The following is a 17,794-nucleotide window of genomic DNA, read 5'->3' as shown; positions in this document are numbered from 1 at the left end:
TGCCAACCTCTCCAAAAAAATCCTATTTCTAAGTATATCAGAAATAGTCTGGTTCGGATTGAATTCGTGCCTAAACCCATTAGCCTCGATTCATTTTTTCGGATCCTCTGAGTGATTAGACACTTCTCCCCATTTTGAAGATAACAGAATAAAAAGGCGGCAGATGTCATTCTTTGCTTGAGCAAAAAAATCATCTGCCGCCTCAAATTGCTATGTGCTTTAAAGGAGAAATTACGCTTCTTTAACAGCTGCTACAGGATAAACGCTAACTCTTTTACGAGCATGTCCGAACTTTTCGAACTTAACAACGCCGTCCACTTTGGCAAACAAAGTATCGTCACCGCCACGGCCAACATTTGTGCCCGGATAAATCTTCGTGCCGCGTTGACGATAGAGAATTGATCCACCTGTTACCAATTGTCCGTCTGCTCTTTTCGCACCCAGACGTTTTGAGATGGAATCACGACCGTTTTTTGTACTGCCGACACCTTTTTTGGATGAAAAATACTGAAGATCAAGTTTAAGCATGTTCAGCACCTCCTTAATCAGTTATTCGTATATATTGCCCGTAGGACTTTTCAATCGTTCGCATTGAAACAAGCATTGCTTCCAAGATCAATTGGGCCTTCTCCAGATGAGCATCAGCCGGACAATCGGAAATTTCACATTCAAGATATCCGCCCTCATCCCTTTGCGCCACATCCATTCTTAGTTTAGCAAGAGATTCTACGGCATTCACTGAGCCAAATGCTATGGCAGAGACGGCTGCGCAGACCAAATCTTGTCCGTGAGGTCCGCTGTCCGCATGCCCAGTCAACTTAAATGCGACAATTTTTCCATAATGATCCCGCCGAATGGTTAGCTTAACCACTGGCGTTCACCCTTAGGCATTAATCTTTTCAATAATGACTTTCGTGAACGGTTGTCTGTGTCCTTGTTTGCGACGATAATTCTTTCTTTTCTTGAATTTGAACACGATGATTTTCTTGTCTCGGCCTTGTTCTACAACTTTCGCTGTAACTGTTGCACCATCAACAGTTGGAGCGCCAACCTTCACAGATTCGCCACCAACGAAAAGCACCTTGTCAAACGTAACCGTGTCACCTGCTTCAGCAGCAAGTTTTTCAACAACGATCGACTTTCCTTCTTCTACCTTAAGCTGTTTGCCGCCAGTTTCAATAATTGCGTACATTCTGATGCACCTCCTTTAGGATCATGTTTGAAATACATGGACATACCATGTCTTCAAAACATACTCTGTCATTCTCAGACTCGCCAGAGAAAGGCTGCCGGATTGGGCATTGAAGGCCTGTTCTGAGCGGTTGGAGCGAGATGCTCCTTAGTCCTCTAACAACACAATAACAAGTTGATAGTAACACAAAGATCAATTAACTGTCAACATTTCTTCTGGTGTTCCTTCGGCGATCTACGGTTCGATCACGGAGCCCATACCGCTTTCTTTTCCTTGTCAATTCGACAAGTCCCATCTTCGTATAGCCATGGATATGTACTAAACTTGGATCTGCTGTTGTGTACTTTGAAAATTTTTCAAGCAACTTTTCCCTACTGGATGCTTCTTTCATTCTGAGAAAATCAATCAGAATCATACCGCCAATCTGCCTAAGTCTCAGCTGCTTTGCTATTTCTTTTGCTGCCATACAATTGATCTGATAGGCAGTATGTTCCCAATTATCATGAAAACGCATTGCACCCGAATTCACATCAATGGTTGTCAAAGTCTCCGTATATTCAATAATCAATGAGGCACCTGATTGAAGCGGTACTGAAGGTTGCAATGCAGCCTCATAAATAGATTCAAGATGATGAGCTCGGAATGGATGTGCTTGGATCGTCGATTGAATGATTGTAGATGCGGACAATCCATCTAATGAAAGTGCAACATTGGAATACAGCAAACATTTTGATGGAAAATGATTTTCATTGATCAATGCGGGAACAAATGAGAACTGGCGAAAGATCCGTTTCTGTTCGTTCTCAACCTCAAGTTGATTGATTAGTTTATGCCATCTTTGTTTCAACGCCATAAATTCCGCGTATAGGGTGTCATCGTCCAGCTGTGCCGCAGCAGTACGAATGATTGCGCCTTCCCCCTCGGAACACCAACCGGATACCATCCTTTTTAAGCGCTCACCACACTGAACAAGAATCTTCTTCGATACCGCTACATACGATCGTCGGGGCAGCAAAATAATGTGCTCACCTGTGATTTGAATATTCTCAGTTAGCCCCGCTTCTTTACCGTCCCGTGCTTCTTTATCAATCTGAACAAGACGGAACGCTCCCGTCTCAGGCAGTGGTCCATTCCCACATTTATTCCTCGGTAAAAATCCGGTTAAGTCATTACCTAGGGAAATAAACCAACCCACTTGGCTTAAGCGGTTCTCTAATACTTTGCCAAGAAAGAGGTCCCCTAGGTAGCCCTCTTTTGTGTCGGATTGGAAGTAGAATGAGACAACCTCATCATGTTCTATGAGAGCAGCCCGCATTCCTTCATCTTCTTTTTCCACAACCAACGTTATCTGTTCACTCGACACAGCATCACCCGCTACCTGTATTCTCCAAATATTATCGCAAATGACAGAGACAGGTGCAACATAGAGGGTGATCACCGATAGTCGCCGATTGTATCGCCTTCTAAAGTGCCATTAAAATAGGCATTGGCTAATCTTTTCCCATCAATGGGTGGATCATTCCGATCTTTGATCCGAATATGATGTTCTGCATTTCTATAGAACAGAGTGAAGATTTCTGCAAAGGTTGTGCCCTTTGTGACTGTAAGATTTTTGAAACGCGGGTATACGTTTTTTCTGCTCGAGACAGCGAGTAGAAAGCGAAGTAGACGAAGAGGGAGTAACCGCCTCTCTTTATAGATTGCAAATAGGATAAATATGACAACCATCCAAAGGTTTACAGAGAATGGATAGTGCCAACAGACGAGCAACCCAAAAACAAAAAGTGCAGCAGTCGAGAAGTAAAGTACGCGTTTGTAGGCGGACTTATACGGATACACCATGTCTAGAAAGACATGCAAAAGTCTTCCACCATCCAGTGGCCAAATAGGGAGCAAATTAAACAAAAGCAACGCGTTATTCTGAGCAAGAAAAATCTGATGTTGCGCCTCCCCCCAAAAGGAAAAATTCAAAAGTCCAAATGAGAGCAGCGGCAACCAGAGATTCTGCAATGGACCGGCAATCAACACAAGACATTCTTCATGAAAAGGATGTTCATTATGGCTATCAATTTTTGCTACTCCCCCAAAGGGCAGCAATTCTATTTCGGTTACGTCCCAGCCAAACCATTGTGCGACAAGCGCATGACCAAGTTCATGAATAAACACAACCGTAAAAGCAATGACTGTCTCCCAAAGATGTCCAGTAAGTATTCCAGCAGCGATCATCAGCCAAAAAAGTGGATGTATGCTGATCTTTGAAAATCGATGACTATTCAAAAGACATCACCTGTATTGGATCAATAAATTTTTCACCTTTTTTCAGAGCAAAGTAAACCGTTCCTTTTTTATCTTTTCCGGAGGTTATGCCGATATTCTGGCCTTTCTTCACCTCCTGGTACACTTTTACATTTGCTTTATCAAGCTTACCATACCAAGACTCATCGCTATCTTTATGCTGGATGATGACCGTCTCACCAATGTTCTTCTTATGACCGACAAAGACAACTAGTCCGTCTTTAACCGCTCTAACTGATGAATGAGATGAAGTTTCTACGGTTACCCCTTTGGTTGTGTTGCTGTAAGGAGATTTTACCTCCCCAATCACCGGCTCAGCAAATGAGGACTGTTTGTTTTCTGCACTTAACGAATGATCCGTAGTGGCTGACTGCGTTGTTTTACTGGAAAAACTGGGCAAGAAGCTCATCGGATCGCCTAGATTTTTCTCATACCAGTTGGAGACAGCGACAAATTGAAATTCTTGTGTCATTGCCGTTTGAACAGAACTTTTTAATGCGTGAAAGTGACTTCCACCGCTTGTATTGACCCAGTAAACGGAACCAACAAGCATTGCCGAAACCATACACTGAACGAGAAAACGACGTGTAGGATTGACCTGAGGTCGTTTCGGTTCATCGGGAAATTCCCAATAGGGGGAACCGTTCCGATAATGGCTTGTCTGTTTCGGTTCCTGGTAGGCTTTCGGGTAAGAGTGAAGAGCCATCAATTTTTTTCTTTTACGATCTAAATGCCTTTTTTTATAGTCCATAAGTGCGCTCATAAAAAGCTCCCTTTCTCCATTGTCCGACTTAATCGTAAGGATTAATCATGGATGGTTTAAGCGTATGTCAGAACAAAGCTTCTATGGACACTTTATGCGCAGGTGGACAACTTTATGTATTTTGTTATCTTTGTGAATATCCACGGTTTTTGATAATCATAGAAACAAAAATGAGACTATTAGAATGCTTGGCGAAGCCAATCGTCAGCGACGGATGGGGCTTAGTTGCATTTTTTTTATATCGTATTAACGCGTTGAGAAAACACTGAGAAAATACTGTCCGGTCCTTATTTTGCATCGGTTTTGATTCGATTGCTCGTTTGCCGCGGGCGCACCGCGAGCCTCCTCGAACAGGCCAGAATCTGCGGGGTCTCGCTGGCACGCCGATCATCTGGAACAGTCCCGCTGGCGTCTCGCTTCTTTGCTGCTTTTTAGCCCAAAAAAATAAATCGCCACGCAGTATTTTCTACGTGACGGTTTTAGTCAAGTATTCTCTTTTTAGCGCATTCCAAGCAATGATTTGAAGCGTTGGAAAAATCCGTTTTTCTCTTCAATCGCCATTAATGGGACTGTCTCACCAAGAATTCTACGCCCGATATTACGGTACGCTTGAGCGGCCTTAGAAGACGGATTGAGTGCTACCGGTTCCCCTTTATTTGAGGAAGAAATAACACCGTCATCATCCAGAACAATACCCAATAAATCAATGGCGAGTATGTTCATAATTTCGTCGATCTCCAGCATTTCTCCCTTTTTGAGCATATGTTGGCGAATTCTATTAATGATCAAGCGAGGCGGTGTAATTTGCTTTTCTTGCTCGAGTAGTCCTATGATTCGGTCGGCATCCCGGACCGATGAAATTTCCGGAGTGGTGACGACAATCGCATGGTCGGCACCCGCTACGGCATTTCGAAAACCACGTTCGATCCCCGCCGGACAATCAATAATGATGTAGTCAAAGTCAGCTTTTAATTGATCAACCATTTTCTTCATCTCTGAAGGTTTTACTGCGGTTTTGTCAGTCGTCTGGGCAGCCGGAAGCATACTCAAACAGTCAAAGCGTTTATCTTTGACGAGTGCCTGATTTAATTTACACCGGCCTTGAGCGACATCAACAAGATCATAGATAATACGATTTTCTAGACCCATGACTACGTCTAGATTCCGTAAACCGATATCCGTATCCACAAGACAAACTTTCTTTCCCTGCAAAGCAAGAACTGTGCCGACATTTGCCGAAGTTGTCGTCTTGCCGACACCGCCTTTGCCTGAAGTCACAACGATTGCTTCCCCCATGGTTGCACCCCTCTTCAATAATGTTACATTTTCTCAAGTGAGTAAGGCAAATTATGTTTTTTCAGTACGGCTTGCATCCTGTCAATGACAATTTTACCAATCGTTCCATCCAGATAGGCACATTCCGGTATATGTTTATTTATTGTGTCTTCTCGACGTTCTTCATCATCAGTCCGACTGATTACCTGACCAATCTTCAACTGTGTCGGTAACATAACTGATGCAACAATTACAGCGTGTTTGCCATCGTCTAATGAGCCAGCAATCGCAACCCCGCGTAGTGTACCAAGAATATAAATATTTCCCGTTGCAATAACGGTACCTCCTGGATTTACATCGCCAATTAATAACAGATCTCCCTCAACGGAAAGCTTTTGTCCGGAACGGATAATTCTTGCTATCGGCACGATCCTTTCTTGTGCCTTCTTCTTAGAGAATTCCTCAACAGTCATCACATTTGAATGTATATCTTCAACCTTTAAATAGTCAAATGTATGAATCATTTGTTTTAATTCTTCTCTTTGAGACTCGCTGAGATAACGATTTCCTGCTTGAACTTTTACTGAGATATCCGGACCATTTTTCTGATACATATTGGTGTTCATCGTCAATTTTTCTTTCAGTTCATGCAACAAATCGTTATAAGCACAAGAATCATCCATGACAAGTACAAGCCCGTCTTTTCTGCCTTTAATCGTCACAAATGGATGATTGAGTGACATCGGGATTTTCACCTCGATACGTTTGATATTCAATGTAGAAGTACTAAATTCCTTCATTTTTGAATCGGTATTCGCAAAAAAATAGTGATACTGTTTAATTTATCGGACGAATAACGATTAATTTTCAGGCCCGTTCGTTATCTTTTCCAAATATCTTCTAAAGGGTAAATAAATAATCGCTGCGAATAAAGCATTAAGAACAACTGTAGGTAAAAGGCGCAATTGTATAAAATCAACAAATGTTTGATCCGTTAAACCAATCATCAAATAGATTACGTACACACCTAACTGCATGAAGCATACACCTACAGCGCTTAATAATAGCGTCATCGCCGTATTCATGTTCACCCATCGTGAGATCGTGTACACACAATAGACCGTGAGTACCAGACAGAAAGCATAAACACCCAGAACTGTTGAGTAAGTCAGATCGATTAAAAAGCCAAATACCATAGCATACTTAAGTCCCCAACTGAGCGAACCAAAGAAAGCAATCATAAGCAGGGCAACAAGCACAAAGTCCGGAATAAACTGTAGATTTTTCCACAGTCCATTCATGGGAATCAACGGCATAACCGTACCTTGAATGAGAAAAAGGATGAAAAGAAAAATGAAGACTTTTATCTGCTTCAATTGCCTTTCACCCCACTGCCAACAGTTGCTGCCTTTCTCTCAATGACCATCACATTCGTCAGATCATTCAAGTCGGCGGCAGGCTTCACCTCGGCTGCCTTTGTAAGTCCGTATTGATCTGTAGTCACATGTGTGATCTTGCCGATAATTAAACCGCGTGAATATTTGCCACTCAGACCTGAAGTTGAAACAACCTGGCCCTTCTTGACTTTTGCTTTAATAGGAATTTTTTGAAAGAGCAATACACCTTTATTCTGATCATAACCTTCGATCATCCCATAGACTCGAGTGCCTTCAATTACTGCCGAAATTTGATTCACATTTTGATGATCAGAGATCAATGAGACCTTACTTGTAAAATTACCAGTTTTGGTAATACTTCCGATTAACCTTTTACCTGAAGTAATAACCGGCATACCATTTCTAATGCCATTAACTTTCCCTTTGTCCAACGTCACCAGTTGATTCCATTGGTCAAAAGATCTACCAACCACAGTAGCTGAGTACTTTTTGAAATCGGATAAAGAAGGATCATTGAGCATTTTCAGTTGAGCTTTTAGCTCTTTGTTCTGAACAGAAAGATCGCTGTTCTGTTGCTCAACGCTTGCATAATTTGCTAGATTTTCTTTAAGATGCTTGTTCTCTTTATAAGCGTTTTCTATATCATTGACATTCTGAAAGAAACCCGCTACATAGCGAGCGGGTACATTGACTACATATTGGAACCCTCCGACAATATCCTGAACAAATTGTTCCGACCAAGTTGCTCGGGCACCCTCTTTTAACGAATAACTAATCAGGGCAATCAATACGATAAGTCCAGTGAGAAGGATAATCAATTTTTTATTTGAGAAAAATGAAGGCATAGGGACACCTGCTTAATCATTTACATTCCGTTTCAAGCGAAATTATTTTTTATTTGACATTGATACTGACTTAGCTTTTGCACGAATTAACGGCAAATTTTCCAGTGAACGACCTGTTCCGATGGCCACGCAGTCAAGTGGATTTTCCGCAACCATAACCGGCATTTTCGTTTCGTCACTAAGTACGTGATCCAGGTTATTGAGCAGCGCACCGCCACCTGTCAGGACAATACCACGATCCATAATATCTGCCGCAAGTTCCGGTGGTGTTTTTTCCAATGTAACTTTGACGGCTTCAACAATTTGATTCACCGAATCATGCAGTGCTGATGCAATTTCTTTTCCGGAAATCTCAATTGTCTTTGGAAGACCGGTTAACAGATCACGACCACGAACTTCCATCTTTGCATTTTCCATTTCTTCCGATCCACCGGCAGAGCCTATTTCAATCTTCAATGATTCAGCAGATCGCTCACCAATCATCAAATTATAGGTTTTCTTCACGTATTGGACAATTGCCTCGTCCATATCATCGCCAGCGATTCTAATGGATTGGCTCGTTACAATACCGCCTAATGAAATAATCGCTACTTCAGTCGTTCCTCCGCCGATATCAACAACCATACTTCCTGTTGGTTCCCAAACCGGAAGATCAGCACCAACTGCAGCTGCAAAAGGTTCCTCTATTGTATAAGCTTCACGTGCACCTGCTTGCTTGGTGGCATCTTCTACCGCACGTTTTTCAACTGCTGTGATTCCAGAAGGTACGCAAACCATTACATTCGGTTTACGGGAAAAAATTGACCGTTGTTTTTGAGCCTCATCTATAAAATATTTCATCATTGTTGCTGTTGTTTCAAAATCTGCAATCACACCATTTTTCATTGGTCGTACAGCTACGATATTACCTGGTGTTCGCCCAATCATATTCTTGGCTGGCGTGCCGACCGCTTCGATCAGACCAGTGTCCGTATGCAATGCGACGACTGATGGTTCTCTAACAACCACACCTTTTCCTTTAACATATACCAACGTGTTGGCTGTTCCGAGGTCAATGCCCATATCTTTAGAAAATCCGCCAAACATCTATGTAATCTCCCTTCAAGTTGCAAAACTCATGCACTTTATTATATCTTAATTGATCTTGAATTTGTAGGGCTTGACTAAAATGAACACAAAAACTGCTCACTAACGGTTTAGACATAGACCCTTAGATTAAACTTTTTTGCTTTAGACTAATAAATTTACGGTCACCTATGACGATATGATCCAATACATCAACACCAAGCATTTTTCCGCATGAGACAAGTCTTTTGGTCACATCGATGTCTTCTCTACTAGGCGTGGGATCTCCGCTCGGATGATTGTGAAAACAAATGATCGATGCCGCTGACTGTCTTACTGCTTCCTTAAACACTTCACGGGGATGGACGATCGATGCGTTTGGTATTCGAAATATCATCTTGTGTTAATTAAGAATTAAACAGCTTGTCTAATGCTTTTTAATTTTATTGATTGATTAACTTAGCTTGATAAAACTTGCCTTAAATTATTTGGTTTGTCACTTTTGTGTCACCTGATGACTTAATTAACTTTCGCAAAAACTCTAGTGTTTATGTAGGTTAAAAAGGAGCGAACAAAAAATGATTAAATTTAGCGCATCAGATACGCTGATTACAGCAAATAATCACAAACTGAGTGTTCTAAGAAAATACGAAATAGACCATCGTCACAACTTACCAGTAGATGCGATTTACTGGGCAGTCGTTCATGAGATCGAATACCTTGAACAACAAAATAAGGAGCTTGCCGATTAAGGCAAACCCCTATTGAGACTCCATTGTGGGGTCTCTTTTTTTGTTGGCCACTCCGTTATTTTTTTGCAGTTACCGCACTCTCTGATGATTGTTTCCCTCATTGTGTCATAATCAAACGTTTTGAAAATGTGTACCTCATTTCCACAAAAGCGGCAATACTTATTTTTTCTCTCATCAGTCATACCGTGTCCCCACTTTCGTTTGTTGTTTGCTATAATGTTGATATGTAATTAAGGAGGAAAAATATGGCACTCCGTAAAGGGAGATGTCGTTTAAAAGATCAACTCAATATTTCTCAAGCTGAATTTGCCCGAAAGATGGAAGTCACAGAATCGACCGTATCACATTGGATTACTGGCAGACAAAAAATGAATTTAGACAACGCTGTCCTGGCTTCCAGAATCCTGCATTGTAAGGTTGAGGACTTATATGAGTGGATTGAGTATAAACGGCTTTAGGCGGTTTTTATCCGCCATCCCTGCGGGGTACTTGGTTGTTGACCAAGTTATGAATACAGTATAAGATTTTTCTGTAAATTTTGAAATGGTAAATGTAACCAATTTATTAGTAATTTAATCCATATTTCCCCATAGATCCTCTACAGTCGTTCCGAGTGCTCTGGCCAGTCTTATAGCTACACTTAAGGATGGCTCTTTTGTTTCTCCACTAATGATCTTCGATAATGTACCCGGCGAGATTCCGCACTTGTTTGCAATAAATCCTTTGCGTAATCCTTTTTCTTCGATAATCCGTGCAATTTTATTCACGTCCATTTCACCTCTGCTTATCATTTCTTCAAATTTTCTGCTTGTCCTTTATTTATTTTTAGTAAAGGACAGGCAACGGACAAGCCCAATTGACCATAGTATCTACCAGAGCAGCTGCCCAGGGCATCACTCGGGTAGACGTACCCGAGTTTATAATTTGTCCTTACCTAATACAAAAGGGTTTTTAAAATTTGTAATGAAAGGTGTTTAAAAAAAATGTATTTACAAGTGGTCGACTGGCGCGAAATTTTTGATGAGCAAAAAAAATGCCGAATTGCTCCTGTAACAGCCGGAAGTTTGCTCACTCTTTCTCCTCAAATGGCACTTGGTCTTGGAGTTATTGTCATTGTTGGAGGTAGCGCAATTTTAGCTGCACATCTGGAACGAAAGCTTGCCGAACGTGGGAGCTATCGAGCACATGAAGTTGCCGTTTTTGTAATTGGCACTTTAATGGTGCTTGGCTTTGTCGGCTTTGCCTGGCTTGTTATAAAAAATCCATTATGGGGGTTGTTTCGATGATCTATCTACTTATGTATCTCAATTATTTTTCTTTTTGTGGGCGTTGCGGAAGGGTAACAGAACATGAAGGGTTTTATTGTAAGGAGTGTGGCAGATGATCTTCTTAAAATGGGATCCGTACTATAAAAGACTACGGCATTGTTTTCGTGCTGCTGGTCTCTGCCGACAATGGACGATCGGCAACAATACGTATGAGGTGCGCCCTACGATTCATGCGGTGCAGCGCAAATTGTCCGAAACCATCCTGACCTTTACTCTACCGACTGGTATGGATCCGTCATCGGTAAAAAAGTGCGACTATGCTTTTAAACAAGAGTTTGGCCGCAACACGGTAGTTGTCGGTGACTTAAAAAAGTTCACCGTTCACATTTATCGGCACAGCATGCCAGCAGCGATCAAATATAAGCCGGATGATGTTAAAACGGCCATCGGCGATATGGCTATACCAATCATTGCTGGCTACGACCAAACTGCTTCACTTATTGCTTATGACATGCGAAAACATCCACACCTACTCATCGCTGGTGAAACAGGATATGGCAAGTCTACGGAGCTCCGGGCCGTTCTTACTACACTCATGATCTGCCGACCATCTGTGCGTTTTATTCTTGGTGATCTTAAGCGTTCAGAGTTTCACGTTTTCCGAAATTGCGAACCAGTTGATGCACTCTGTACAGATGCTGGCCAGTTATCCATCGCTCTTGATAAAGTGATGTCCGAACTAGAAAAGCGTGGCAAACTGCTTGATGATAAAGGATTGACTAGTACGGCAGAAACGGATCTTCCAGATATCATCGTTGCGATTGACGAGGTTGCTCTACTCAAAAAAGAGAAAAAGATCATGGCTGCAATTGAGGATATTAGTGCAATCGGAAGAGCACTTGGTGTTTATCTAATCCTGTCCATGCAGAGACCAGATGCACAGGTATTAGACGGCAAGCTAAAAAACAACTTGACTGTTCGGATCTCCTACAAACAAGCGGATAAAGTTAATAGTCGGATTGTACTCGGTGATTCCGGTGCGGAAGATCTCACTCACCCGGGTAGAGGTCTGTTAAAGATTATGGATACTCGGGCTGTACAGTCTCCATACTTGGACGTTGCCCGGGCAAGAACGCTACTTGATCCAATCCGTACTCGGGTAGATGACGGCTTGTCTGAAATCGTACCCGAGCAAGAACCGAAACAACTCTTTGACCTACTCGGGGGTGCTGACGATGCGTGAGCGAGATACCCGGATACTCAAAGACCTGGCACGGTTCCGCTGCCTGTCTCGAGACGATTTAATTGATCTTCATTTTAGTGGCCTGGTTAAAAAAATATCTCGAGCGAATGAAGTTCTGCGCCGGCTTGCAGATCGAGGATTGATTAAAGTCGATCGGACGCATAGCCCGTACCTTTACTTTCCAGCCGAATTTAACATTAATACCAATAGCCAAAAGATTGAACATTTCCGAGGTATCTTTAAAGTGTATAAGGATCTGCGTCGAAACGGATTGCTCGAGCGATTTGATGTTGAACCAAAGCTTGGACCGAAAGGAACAGTTGAGCCCGATATCTTTGCCATTTGGAAACGCGCACCGTTTTTTATCGAGGTCCAGCAATCCAATTATATTAACAGCATTATTACAAAAAAGTTGGCTAGATACGAGAACTATAAGTACAGCCGTGAATGGGAAAAACTCGACTGGCAGCGTCATGATAAGAAGCTATTCCCAAATATTTGGATCATCGGCGATCGTCGTATTGAAGGCGCAGGAGTGCTGCAAACACGCAATGTTGAAGAATTATTAAAAGGAGCTGTTCAAAAATGAAAAGCTATGAAGAAATTATCTCTTTTTGGGCCGAACTTAATAACGATTGTAGAAAAAATTATAACAATATGATTAACCTCTCAGGTAAGGCAAAGGTAACGCTTGGGATTTCGGAACTTGAGAGCGAATTTTTAAAGCATAAATTATTGGCCCAAAAAGCATTTGTGCTTGCATATATCAATGCCCGTAGGAGCGGAATGAATAAACATGAGATATTCGGTTTATTAGAGGCAGAAGCGAGGGAGATAGACCGGAAAATTGATGCCGCACATGAGGACGATTAATGTATAATTAAGGAAAAAAGACAGGGGAAAATTTAATGAACAAGAAATTAGCCATCATCGGTGGTAGCATTATCGGTGCTATCCTACTCGTAGCCATCGTCATTTTTAGCGTCAACCAAGTACAGCAGATGCAGGAGCGCAACGCTAAAGCCGCTGCGCATGAAAAAGCGGTTGCAGTGCAAGCAAAAGCAGCCAAAGCAGAAAAGCAGAAGAAAAAAGACTTTTCAGGTGCATACGATTTATTCGTCGGTTTTGCAACGACTACGGCTCAAGATGCTGAAGAAATCGGCGGAAAATACCACGATGTATGGCAGAAGACAATTTTTGATGATAGCGTGACAATCAAGGGGAAACGATACACTGATTTCAATGACTCAATCCAAGCACAGTATGATGTGTTCGAAGCCAATGGTAAAAATAAAGATGCCAAAGAGGCTTTCGATTCGATGAAAGTACAGTTTGACATTATGACTGATTCGTTAACATTAGCCAATCAAGCAAAATATGATGATGCCAAAAAGCTATACGACTTAGTAAGCAAATTTTACAATTTATCAATTGATCCTTCAGGTACGTTGCAGTCCTATACAGAAGATTTTAACCAGTACGATAATGACGTGGCAAGCCAACTTCAAACACTACAGAATTAAAAAAAATCGTAGCATTTAACCATTCGTAGTGTATAAAACTATTCAAATTAACTACTTTTAACCGTTATTTTTAGCAAAAAGGTAATTTGCGGTATTTAAAAGTTTTATGCATAATAAAGTTGTTGGGAAGGCTGCCTAGTCAGCGGCTAAATGGCATAGTACCCGTCCTTAGGTCAGGACGGGTATTTTTATGCGCTTTTTAATGATCCATCTTATAAAATATTTTTTTATAAAACCCTTTACATGCGGTGTCGCACATGGTATATTATATACATGAGATGCGATAACGCATTATAAAGGAGCGATTAAAATGACTACTGTACTCACTAACATGTCCGAAACAATCAAAAAATTGGCTGATGATTTGTACTATGATTACGATGTTGTCGGTGTACGCTTCGAGGATAAGGATCGTGTGATCGGTGAAATTTGTGAAAACAGCCGCCACAACGAAGATCGTGAAGATGAGCGAGATTTTCCGGAATATGGAACAGACGAATATGAAGAAATGGAAGAACTTGATGGCACATGCGCATGGGATACCGATTGTGAGTTTATCCGTGACATTGATAATTATAGTTACAGCAGTTTTACAACAAACCATTGCTACTTTATCGCTGGAGACTATGGACGCACGAACGAAACAGGTGATGTTGGCGAAGTCGTTATCAAAAACGCAAAGGTAATCGCTAAACTGTTTTGATCTAATCGACATTGGCTATACTGCATAATTGGAGGGATTACATTGGACAAGGAACTTAGGGCAGTAAAATTTGGTCAGGCATTAAGCATCTTAGATACACTTTACAATCAACTTTTTAATCACAAACAACAATTGTTGACCAAAGAAAAGTTTGACCGTTTTGCTCAACGCCCTGTTGATGGATTGATGGAGTTGCATAAGGACGTGATGCAATACGCGCCACAATTTAAACCGTCACAAGGCTATTTGTTTAAAATGCTAGAAGAAATTATCAGTTCGCTTGATGACGACGAATATACAAACGATCCGCTCGATCCTAAATTTTTATATGGATATTACAAAAAAAATACTGATTTAGATATGTTAGCAGGTGTTGACTATGCAGCAGATATTCTAAACCTATCTCCTGGTACAGTAAAAAATAAATGTGCTTCCGGAGAAATACCTGCAAAAAAGATAGGTAAGACATGGATTATGGACAAAAATGACCTAATTAAAATAAAAGGAAAATAACTCCGGCAGTTGACCGGGGTTTTATTATGTATGGAGGCATCCTTTGGCTTTCGCCATCCGACACCATGATGCCCGGCTATGCCAGGCAATAAATCATTATGTCATTTCTTAGGTTCTGTGTATGTCAATGCTTGCTCACTATCACCCACACCTGCAGTTGTAGGGTCATGGACGATGCCGAGTGAACCGAGTGCCCCAAACACTACGGTGATTGCATTAAGCGTCACACTCGTCACCTGAGCACTATCAAACTTAATCGACCATAATCCTGCCACATTACCTAGATTGACCACAGCTGATGCTACAGCAATACTTGCAGTGGCAATTGCCATCACTGTTACCTTGTTTTGTAATCTAAGTTTCCAATTAATCTTTGCCATCAAAACATCACTCCCCAAGTTTTTTCACCGATAATGCCATCAGCAACAAGCCCATGCCGCTTTTGGTAGGCTTGTACCGCTTTTTTAGTTGCAGGACCAAACTTGCCATCCGCTTTTACGCCAACCGCATTCTGCACGCGTTGAACGTCTTTACCTTTGCTTCCCTGTTTCAAAATACCGGGGAACTTAACGACGGATATTGTCGCCTTTTTCGATGTTTTCGGTTTCGTAGGTTTAACAGACTTTTTGACGGCAGTCGGTGCTTTCTCTCCACCTGCTGCGTCATACAATTCAAAATGTGGATTATCCTTAAATGAACGCCAGTCACCGCCCCACTTGAAACCTTCTGCCTTCATGGCCGCGACAACCTTGTTGAATAGTCCGCCTGTTTGCCAGGATACGGAGCTGCCGTCTGCCGAGTACAAGCATAGATCCACGGCAACACCGAAGTTGTGATTACTCTGACCACCACGTGCGTTGGTGACAATCTTGCCTGACTTGGTACGACCAAGTGCGTACAATGTATCCTGGTCAGCCTTTGAACGATATCCTTGTGCCACGCAGATATAGATGCCTTCAGCCGCCAATTTTTTAATCACGGCTCGTGTCTTGTCGGCAACCGCCGCCAACATGCCTGTATCGTCTAGTTTTCTATTTGCCTTACTGATTAACCAATCTACTGATAATGTCATGTGAATCCCCTCCTTATTTGCTGTAACGACCGTTGCTAAATTTCTTGTAAGCATCAAGATAATATTCTTCTTTGTCACCGTTGTAGGTCACCTCATAGTACATACCGTCAGGAAGGTTCGTACTTAGAAGCACCTTAGCGTTCTGTAGAGTTTTAGTAAACCAAACAATGTAAACTTCTTCTGGTTTAACTGAAACTGAGTCTGTTTTATCAATGTGGTGATTTGTGTACTCAGCAACCAGTTCCTTTGCTCTAGAAACGAAATTGAAATCATACATAGTAAATCCCTCCAATTAAAATAGGCACCCGATTGAGTGCCTTAATGAAATAAGCTAATTAATACAGTTACGATCAACCCGACAACCGATAACAGTACACCGACAAGCCACCTGCGTGTGCTGACTCGGTCTGCTTGCAGCTTGTCCTCTCGGCGTGCTTGATTTTCCTTGTGCTGTTCAATATCAGCCTTAACCTCCTGAAGATCGTGCTGACCTTCCATTGCGATTGCCAGCGCCTTACGTGATCGTGCGTCTGCTTCATCAATTTTTGCGACTGATGCGTTAAAACCTTTTAACTCACCCTTTAATTCTGAAAGCTCCTGCCTTATCTGCAGAAGCATTGCCCACACCCTGTCGTCTCCCACTTCCATCCTCATCACCTCGAAAATTATGCATAAAAAATAGACCTCGAAAAGGTCTGAAGATGGTTCACCTCTTTTAATGGGGTATGAAAAAAGAGCCATGATAGGCTCTTAATCAATTTTTAAGTTGTTGCGCAGTAGTGTCCTACTGCAACGCATTTATCTTTTCAGCACTCTTCAATATGCCATTAAAATATCCTAATTTGTTCATTCTTTCGTACACTGCTTTACCAATTATTTCATATCCATATGATTTAAAATGGACTTGGTCAGATAATAAGCTTGGTGGAACGGCTCCCTCACTCATCGCTTGCTTATCAGCTGAGGAAGGTTTTAAACCAGCTAATTTAATTCCGTTTTTGCTGATAAATTCTCGAAGGTTTAGATATTTTTTGCCAAATTCATTTTCCATAGCTTTTTCTAATTCAGATCTATTAACCGCATTACCTGAGGTCAAGCCAAGAACTAGGTACTTTTTATTTGATTTGCTCAAATTTAAAATTGAATGAATTTGCTTTATTAAGTCATCTGGGGAAGCATATCCTCCGTTTTGTCCCATGAAAACAACGGGAACATAGTTTTCAAATTTAGATTGTGAATCTATTTTTACAACTGTTCCATCTCTAGCTTCTTTACTTATCCCTGTTCCCAATCGTTGAAAATTGTAAGCAAAATTTTTACTAGAAACCGAGTCTTGTTCAATGCTAATAGTCCCTTTAACACCATCAATAGTTACTGGATTTATTCCTCCGTCACCTTGACGCAGTGGAGCAACCTGATTTCCATTAGATGATTTTATATTAATTTTAACTTTTGATGTATCATCTGGAATAGTGAAAGAATCGGTCACAAAATTTTGACTACCTGCCCTTGCCATAATTGTTTGAGTATTCTCTCCGCCTACACCCATATTAATAACGGGAATATCAAAAATATTTTTTGTGATCAATTGATGTAGTACGTCAGGATAGGTAGTACCATTTCCTCCTGCACCCTGGGTTAAACTGTCTCCCCAAACTACAATACCTGGTATATCATTATAAATTGATTTTTTAATTGAATTAATTTCACCTGTTTTTTTGTCAACTTCAGCTTGATAAGCTAAAGCTCGATGATTTGTATTAGCTAGATTAGAATCATAGTGATGTTTTCCAATTAAAATAACACTTAAACATAAAATTGCAACGAATATAACGAATATTTTTTTCACAAACACACCTTCTTAACTAGATATATACAATCTAAAAAA

26 protein-coding genes, 1 pseudogene and 1 other annotated feature are annotated in these 17,794 nt (G+C 41.3%); of the genes and pseudogenes, 9 read left to right on the top strand and 18 right to left on the bottom strand.

Features of this window, described 5'->3' with window-relative positions; translation table 11 throughout:
* Positions 1-231: 231 nt before the first annotated feature.
* The 12 genes and pseudogenes from rpmA to NIE32_RS05555 all read right to left on the bottom strand — a co-directional run.
* A complete protein-coding gene (gene rpmA, locus NIE32_RS05610) occupies positions 232-528 on the bottom strand; it encodes a 50S ribosomal protein L27 (RefSeq protein ID WP_253053764.1) in 297 nt (98 codons plus the stop codon).
* 13 nt (positions 529-541) lie between these two features.
* Positions 542-871: a ribosomal-processing cysteine protease Prp gene (locus NIE32_RS05605; RefSeq protein ID WP_253053763.1), complete on the bottom strand. Its 330-nt coding sequence runs from the start codon at positions 869-871 to the stop codon at positions 542-544.
* Between the two features lie 12 nt (positions 872-883).
* Positions 884-1,192 carry a 50S ribosomal protein L21 gene (gene rplU / locus NIE32_RS05600; RefSeq protein ID WP_253053762.1) on the bottom strand — a complete coding sequence of 103 codons (309 nt, stop codon included), beginning with the start codon at positions 1,190-1,192 and terminating at the stop codon, positions 884-886.
* Between the two features lie 66 nt (positions 1,193-1,258).
* Positions 1,259-1,334, bottom strand: a sequence feature (ribosomal protein L21 leader region).
* A 54-nt stretch (positions 1,335-1,388) separates the two neighbouring features.
* Positions 1,389-2,555, bottom strand: a complete 1,167-nt coding sequence (locus NIE32_RS05595) for a ribonuclease E/G (RefSeq protein WP_253053761.1) — start codon at positions 2,553-2,555, stop codon at positions 1,389-1,391.
* A 71-nt stretch (positions 2,556-2,626) separates the two neighbouring features.
* Positions 2,627-3,469: a site-2 protease family protein gene (locus NIE32_RS05590; protein ID WP_253053760.1), complete on the bottom strand. Its 843-nt coding sequence runs from the start codon at positions 3,467-3,469 to the stop codon at positions 2,627-2,629.
* Entirely contained in the window at positions 3,462-4,250 is a 789-nt protein-coding gene (locus NIE32_RS05585) for a M23 family metallopeptidase (protein ID WP_253053759.1), read from the bottom strand. The genes NIE32_RS05590 and NIE32_RS05585 overlap by 8 nt, the downstream gene beginning before the upstream one ends.
* A 498-nt stretch (positions 4,251-4,748) precedes the next feature.
* On the bottom strand, positions 4,749-5,546 hold the full coding sequence (minD, locus tag NIE32_RS05580) for a septum site-determining protein MinD (RefSeq protein WP_253053758.1): 798 nt from the start codon (positions 5,544-5,546) through the stop codon (positions 4,749-4,751).
* A gap of 23 nt (positions 5,547-5,569) precedes the next feature.
* Positions 5,570-6,268, bottom strand: a complete 699-nt coding sequence (gene minC / locus NIE32_RS05575; protein WP_253053757.1) for a septum site-determining protein MinC — start codon at positions 6,266-6,268, stop codon at positions 5,570-5,572.
* A 117-nt stretch (positions 6,269-6,385) separates the two neighbouring features.
* Positions 6,386-6,901 carry a rod shape-determining protein MreD gene (gene mreD / locus NIE32_RS05570; protein WP_253053756.1) on the bottom strand — a complete coding sequence of 172 codons (516 nt, stop codon included), beginning with the start codon at positions 6,899-6,901 and terminating at the stop codon, positions 6,386-6,388.
* Positions 6,898-7,767 (bottom strand): rod shape-determining protein MreC, encoded by an 870-nt coding sequence (gene mreC, locus NIE32_RS05565; protein ID WP_253053754.1) that lies wholly within the window; start codon positions 7,765-7,767, stop codon positions 6,898-6,900. The genes mreD and mreC overlap by 4 nt, the downstream gene beginning before the upstream one ends.
* 42 nt (positions 7,768-7,809) lie before the next feature.
* Complete coding sequence (locus tag NIE32_RS05560) at positions 7,810-8,853, bottom strand: rod shape-determining protein (RefSeq protein WP_253053752.1); 1,044 nt, start codon at positions 8,851-8,853, stop codon at positions 7,810-7,812.
* 124 nt (positions 8,854-8,977) lie between these two features.
* Positions 8,978-9,211: pseudogene (locus NIE32_RS05555) on the bottom strand (JAB domain-containing protein); the annotation flags it as partial.
* 199 nt (positions 9,212-9,410) lie between these two features.
* Here NIE32_RS05555 and NIE32_RS05550 point away from each other — a divergent pair.
* Both NIE32_RS05550 and NIE32_RS05545 read left to right on the top strand, forming a co-directional pair.
* Positions 9,411-9,584: a hypothetical protein gene (locus NIE32_RS05550; RefSeq protein WP_253053750.1), complete on the top strand. Its 174-nt coding sequence runs from the start codon at positions 9,411-9,413 to the stop codon at positions 9,582-9,584.
* Positions 9,585-9,829: 245 nt separating this feature from the next.
* Positions 9,830-10,042 carry a helix-turn-helix transcriptional regulator gene (locus NIE32_RS05545; protein WP_253053749.1) on the top strand — a complete coding sequence of 71 codons (213 nt, stop codon included), beginning with the start codon at positions 9,830-9,832 and terminating at the stop codon, positions 10,040-10,042.
* Positions 10,043-10,156: 114 nt separating this feature from the next.
* Here NIE32_RS05545 and NIE32_RS05540 read toward each other — a convergent pair whose 3' ends face one another.
* Positions 10,157-10,351, bottom strand: coding sequence for a helix-turn-helix domain-containing protein (locus NIE32_RS05540; RefSeq protein ID WP_381450712.1), 195 nt, complete (start codon positions 10,349-10,351; stop codon positions 10,157-10,159).
* A gap of 216 nt (positions 10,352-10,567) precedes the next feature.
* On the opposite strand from NIE32_RS05540, the gene NIE32_RS05535 reads away from it, so the two are divergent.
* The 7 genes from NIE32_RS05535 to NIE32_RS05505 all read left to right on the top strand — a co-directional run bounded on the left by NIE32_RS05535 (position 10,568) and on the right by NIE32_RS05505 (position 14,834).
* Positions 10,568-10,870, top strand: coding sequence for a hypothetical protein (locus NIE32_RS05535; RefSeq protein WP_253053747.1), 303 nt, complete (start codon positions 10,568-10,570; stop codon positions 10,868-10,870).
* Between the two features lie 94 nt (positions 10,871-10,964).
* A complete protein-coding gene (locus NIE32_RS05530) occupies positions 10,965-12,095 on the top strand; it encodes an FtsK/SpoIIIE domain-containing protein (RefSeq protein WP_253053746.1) in 1,131 nt (376 codons plus the stop codon).
* Positions 12,088-12,684 (top strand): hypothetical protein, encoded by a 597-nt coding sequence (locus tag NIE32_RS05525; protein ID WP_253053745.1) that lies wholly within the window; start codon positions 12,088-12,090, stop codon positions 12,682-12,684. The genes NIE32_RS05530 and NIE32_RS05525 overlap by 8 nt, the downstream gene beginning before the upstream one ends.
* Positions 12,681-12,968: a hypothetical protein gene (locus tag NIE32_RS05520; protein ID WP_253053744.1), complete on the top strand. Its 288-nt coding sequence runs from the start codon at positions 12,681-12,683 to the stop codon at positions 12,966-12,968. The genes NIE32_RS05525 and NIE32_RS05520 overlap by 4 nt, the downstream gene beginning before the upstream one ends.
* 35 nt (positions 12,969-13,003) lie before the next feature.
* Positions 13,004-13,618 carry a hypothetical protein gene (locus tag NIE32_RS05515; protein ID WP_253053743.1) on the top strand — a complete coding sequence of 205 codons (615 nt, stop codon included), beginning with the start codon at positions 13,004-13,006 and terminating at the stop codon, positions 13,616-13,618.
* A 310-nt stretch (positions 13,619-13,928) separates the two neighbouring features.
* On the top strand, positions 13,929-14,321 hold the full coding sequence (locus NIE32_RS05510) for a hypothetical protein (protein ID WP_253053742.1): 393 nt from the start codon (positions 13,929-13,931) through the stop codon (positions 14,319-14,321).
* Between the two features lie 42 nt (positions 14,322-14,363).
* Positions 14,364-14,834: a helix-turn-helix domain-containing protein gene (locus NIE32_RS05505; RefSeq protein ID WP_253053740.1), complete on the top strand. Its 471-nt coding sequence runs from the start codon at positions 14,364-14,366 to the stop codon at positions 14,832-14,834.
* Positions 14,835-14,935: 101 nt separating this feature from the next.
* On the opposite strand, the gene NIE32_RS05500 is transcribed toward NIE32_RS05505, so the two are convergent.
* From NIE32_RS05500 to NIE32_RS05480, 5 genes are all read right to left on the bottom strand, one after another.
* The gene (locus NIE32_RS05500) at positions 14,936-15,214 is read right to left on the bottom strand and encodes a phage holin (protein WP_253053739.1); all 279 of its coding nucleotides are present in this window, start codon (positions 15,212-15,214) and stop codon (positions 14,936-14,938) included.
* Complete coding sequence (locus NIE32_RS05495; protein WP_253053738.1) at positions 15,214-15,906, bottom strand: M15 family metallopeptidase; 693 nt, start codon at positions 15,904-15,906, stop codon at positions 15,214-15,216. Before NIE32_RS05495 ends, NIE32_RS05500 begins: the two co-directional genes overlap by 1 nt.
* Before the next feature lie 13 nt (positions 15,907-15,919).
* Positions 15,920-16,183, bottom strand: a complete 264-nt coding sequence (locus NIE32_RS05490; protein ID WP_253053737.1) for a DUF6275 family protein — start codon at positions 16,181-16,183, stop codon at positions 15,920-15,922.
* Between the two features lie 41 nt (positions 16,184-16,224).
* The gene (locus NIE32_RS05485; protein WP_253053736.1) at positions 16,225-16,554 is read right to left on the bottom strand and encodes a hypothetical protein; all 330 of its coding nucleotides are present in this window, start codon (positions 16,552-16,554) and stop codon (positions 16,225-16,227) included.
* A gap of 136 nt (positions 16,555-16,690) precedes the next feature.
* Positions 16,691-17,755, bottom strand: a complete 1,065-nt coding sequence (locus tag NIE32_RS05480; RefSeq protein ID WP_253053735.1) for an SGNH/GDSL hydrolase family protein — start codon at positions 17,753-17,755, stop codon at positions 16,691-16,693.
* Between the last annotated feature and the right edge of the window lie 39 nt (positions 17,756-17,794).

The organism is Sporolactobacillus kofuensis (genome assembly GCF_024125425.1).
Taxonomy (GTDB): Bacteria; Bacillota; Bacilli; order Bacillales; family Sporolactobacillaceae; genus Sporolactobacillus; species Sporolactobacillus kofuensis.
This window is presented reverse-complemented; position numbering and strand designations above follow the sequence as displayed.